This window comes from Melaminivora alkalimesophila (assembly GCF_000282995.1).
GTDB lineage: Bacteria > Pseudomonadota > Gammaproteobacteria > Burkholderiales > Burkholderiaceae_C > Melaminivora > Melaminivora alkalimesophila.
In genome coordinates this window covers 1-4,158 of sequence record NZ_ALEE01000693.1, presented here as the reverse complement: position 1 = coordinate 4,158, position 4,158 = coordinate 1, and the positions used below count along the sequence as shown (strand labels likewise).

Genomic DNA, 4,158 nt, shown 5'->3' with positions numbered 1-4,158 from the left:
CCACGGCGGCGCCCGCAGCCATTACAATGGAAGCGTCTGCGGAGCTGCCGGGCCTTATATTGCCTTGAACCAATGCTCCTAGAGCACGGGCTTGGTACATTGCCCGGCGGGCGTGATCATCTCGCGTCAGATGAACCCAACGCCAGGCTGCCCTCGCCCACCTGAACCCCCGGTTCAGGTTGCCGGTCCGGTGGCATCCGCAGACACCTCCCCGCCCCGCCCTCTCTTCCCCCCGACGCCCGCGGCCAGCGCCTGCAGCTCCGGTGCCGGCAGCGCCGGCGCGCAGAAGAACCCCTGATAGTGGGTGCAACCGAGGGCCGCCAGCAGCTCGCGCTGCTGCGCGGTCTCCACCCCTTCCGCCACCACTTGGATGCCCAGCGCAGCGCCCATGCTGAGGATCGCCTGCACGATGGCGCGCGACCCCTCGTTCTGTGGCAATCCGTCGACGAAGGACTTGTCGATCTTCAGGCGCTCGATCCGCAGGTCGCGCAGGTAGGCCAGGCTCGAGTAGCCGGTGCCGAAGTCGTCGATCGCCAGCCCGATGCCCAGCTCCGCCAGCGCCGCCAGCACCTGCCGCATCTCCTCGGCATCCTGCAGCAGCACGCTCTCCGTGAGCTCGAGCTGCAGCCACCGTGCCGGCAGGGCATGCTGCGCCAGCAAGCCGGCGATGCGCCCGACGAAACCCGCTTGGCGGAACTCCAGCGCCGAGACGTTCACCGAGACCACCAGCGGCGTGCCCGCGGCGCGCAGCCGGGCCGCCTCGGCCACGGCCTGCGCCAGCACCCAGGCGCCCAGCGTGACGATGTAGCCGGACTCTTCCGCCAGGGGAATGAAGCGCGCCGGCGCCACCGGCCCGAGCTGCGGATCGGTCCAGCGCAGCAGCGCCTCCGCCCCGACGATCGCGCCGCTTGCCATCGCCACCTGGGGCTGGTAGTGCACCTGCATGTGGCCGCGCTCGAGCGCCTGGCGCATGGCGTGCTCGAGCTTCATGCGCTCGAGCAGGTCGGCGTTCATGCGCGGCTGGTAGAAGCCGTAGCTGCCCCGCCCGCGCTCCTTGACGCGGTACATGGCGGCGTCGGCGTGCTTGATCAGGTCGTCCAGATTGCACGCATCGTGCGGGTACAGGGCGATGCCGATGCTGGCCTGCACGGAAAACCCCAACCCTTCCAGATGGAAGGGCCGGTCCATGTCCTCCAGGATGCGCTGCGCCACGGCCTCGGCCACGCCGGCGCCGGCGCCGTCCAGGTAAACCACGAACTCGTCCCCACCCAGGCGGCAGAGCATGTCGCACTGCCGCAGGCAGCCCTGCAGGCGCTGCGCCACCAGCTTCAGCACCCGGTCGCCGAAGGGATGGCCGAGGGAGTCGTTGACGATCTTGAAGCGGTCCAGGTCGAGGAACAGCAGCGCGAACTCCTCGCCCCCCACCGCCGCGCCGGCAATCGCCGCGCGCACCCGGTCGCCCAGCCGCAGGCGGTTGGGCAGCCCCGTCAGCGCGTCGCTGAAAGCCAACTCCTCGATGCGGCGCTGGGCCGCGCGGTGCGGACCCAGGTCGCGCATGAAGGCGATGGATTGCACGATGGTGCCGTGCCCGTCGCGCACCACCACCCAGGACAGGTGCACCGGCACCCCGGGGCCGCCCCCGTCCGGGCACAGACTCACCTCGCCGGCCCAGAAATCCTGCTGCGCCCAGGCCTGCTCCACCTCGGAGCGCAGGCCGGCCTGCTCCTCGCCCAGGTCGAGCAGCCCGCCCACCTCGCGCCCGATGAGGGCGGCGCGCGGCAGGCCGGTGAGCTGCCCGGCCGCCGGGTTGGCGCGCACGATCCGGCCCTGCGCATCGGCGATGGCGATGGCGTCGAGGCTGGACTCGAACACCTGCGCCGCCAGTCGCAGGCCCGCCTGGTCATGGACGTGCTGCGTGATGTCGCGAAACACGTAGATCCGCCCGGCGGTGCGGCCGCGCACGCGCTGCGGCACGGAGCGCTGCTCCACGGTCAGCCCGCTGCGCAGCTGCAGGACCTCGCAGCCCTCGCTCGCAGGGTCGGCCAGAAGCGCCGCCATGCGTGCACCGTAGTCGCCCGGAACCTTGACCTGCGCCCGCAGGTGGGCCATCACGGCGGCATCGTCGCGCCCCTGCAGCAGCCGCTCGGGCAGCTCCCACAGCTGCGCGAAGCGCCGGTTGAAGGCACGCACCCGGCCCTGCAGGTCGCAGCTGAGGATGGCGTCGGCGGCGCAATCCAGCGTGGCACGCAACTCGGCCAGCAGCAGCTCCAGCTCGCGCTCTCCCGCTTCCTGCTCGCGCCGGTCCCGCAGCGTCACCAGCAGCCAGGGACAACCTGGTCCTTCGCCAGACGACGGGCCGGCCTCGAGCGCCCGGACGGTGCGCTCCACCGGAATGAGCTGTCCGGTGCGCACATCGAGCACGCTGGTGTGCGAATGGATGCCGGCCGCCACCTCGGACAGCGGGCGGCTCCAGAAAATCTCGTCCTGGGGCTCGGGCATCAGCTCGCGCACCGGCCGACCGACCAGCGCGGCCGCGCTGCGGCCCACCAGCTGCTGCGCCGCGGGGTTGGCATACACGATGCGCAGCGACGCCACATCGACCAGCCAGACCGCCTGCGGCAGCGCGCGGGCCACGTCCTGCCAGCGCAGGTTCTCGCCCGGGAACGCGTCCCTCATGGGGCCTCCTGCGGTTCAGGCCGGGGCGGGGGCGGCGCCTGCGCAATGTGCTCGAAGTAGTAGCTCAGGCGGGACTGCGGCAGCAGCTCCTGCAGCAGCGCCTGCGGCAGCTGCCCCGGCCGCAGACTGCGCTGGATGCCCGCGCCGGGCTCCTGCGCCAGGTCCAGCAATGGCTGGCCCCCGCCGCCGGCGGGCGCGGGCAGCAGCACCAGCGGCCGCAGCGGATGGGCGGGATGCACCCGCACCACCAGCCCATGGCGCCCATCCACCAGCTGGACCAGGGTGCCGGGCGGGTAGACCCCCATCATGCGGATGAAGGCCGCCAGCGCCTCCTTGTCGAAGCCCTGGCGCTGCTGCGCATACAGCTGCGACAGCGCCTCGTGCGGCGTCAGGGCCAGGCGCCCTTCCAGGGGGTTGCACAGGCGGTCGTAGGCATTGACCAGTGCCAGCACGCTGCCGGCCGGATCGAGGTCTTCGGCCAGCAGGGCCAGGGGGTAGCCGCTGCCATCGGAGCGCTCGTGGTGCTGGGCCATCGCGATCAGCACGTCGCTGGGCAACTCCATCCGCTCGCCCAGCGCCACCGACTCGCCCACGTGGCTGCGGTAGCGCTGCAGTGCAGCAGGCGCCAGCGGCGCCCCGGGCTCGGCGATGTGCGCCGGGAGCGTGGACTTGCCGATGTCGTGCAGCAGCGCGGCCAGGCCCAGACGCGACAGCGCCCCGGCTTCCATGCCGAGCTGGCGCCCCAGCAGCAGCGCCAGCACCATCACGTTCACCGCATGGCCGGCGGCGTCGTGCCCCGGGGCGCTGGCGAGCAGCCGGATGGCGTGGCCCTCGCCCTCGCACAGCGCCTGGACGCAGTCGTGCACCAGGGCCTCGGCCTGCGTGCGGGCCTGGGCGGGTGCCTGCGCCACGCTGCCTGCGATCTGCTCGTAGCCGCCCATGGCCTGCCGGTAGCCTTGCGCACAGCGGGAGACAGCATCGTGGAGGGCTTCGGCCGTCTGCGGCGCGTCCGGCTCCTGCCCATGGACCGGCTCGTCAGCGCCGCCCGCGGCAGCCCCCTCGCCCCCTTCCGGCGCCGGCACCCCGCTGCGCGCCGGGACATAGCGCACCGTCCGCACGCCCAGCGCGCGCAGCTCCTGGATCTGCTCCTCGGACGTCAGCCGGAAACTGTTGGAGACGAAGGGGTGGCGCATCCAGCCCACGGAGAGCTGGATGAACATGCCCACGCGGAGCTGGTCGATGTCGATCTGGATGGAAGAGGTCACGAAGGTCTGGCAATGCCGGGCGGGAGAGGCTCGACAGGAGGCACACGCATTATCCGCTGGCGGATGGCCGGACCATAGTCCTGTGCCTACAACGCCTGCACCGGATTTCTTGCAGAACCCTGTTGCAGCGCAACGGCATGCGCCGGGATTTCGGCTGGGACGCGCCCGCACGCACCCGCGCGGCGCGCTACCGCCAGCTGCTCGGCCCCGGCGGGGG

At 72.1% G+C, this 4,158-nt stretch carries 2 protein-coding genes; both read right to left on the bottom strand.

Features of this window, described 5'->3' with window-relative positions:
• Positions 1 to 174 precede the first annotated feature (174 nt).
• On the bottom strand, positions 175 to 2,676 hold the full coding sequence (locus A612_RS13440) for a sensor domain-containing protein (RefSeq protein WP_019374980.1): 2,502 nt from the start codon (positions 2,674 to 2,676) through the stop codon (positions 175 to 177).
• Entirely contained in the window at positions 2,673 to 3,941 is a 1,269-nt protein-coding gene (locus A612_RS13435; protein WP_019374979.1) for a cyclic di-GMP phosphodiesterase, read from the bottom strand. The genes A612_RS13440 and A612_RS13435 overlap by 4 nt, the downstream gene beginning before the upstream one ends.
• Between the last annotated feature and the right edge of the window lie 217 nt (positions 3,942 to 4,158).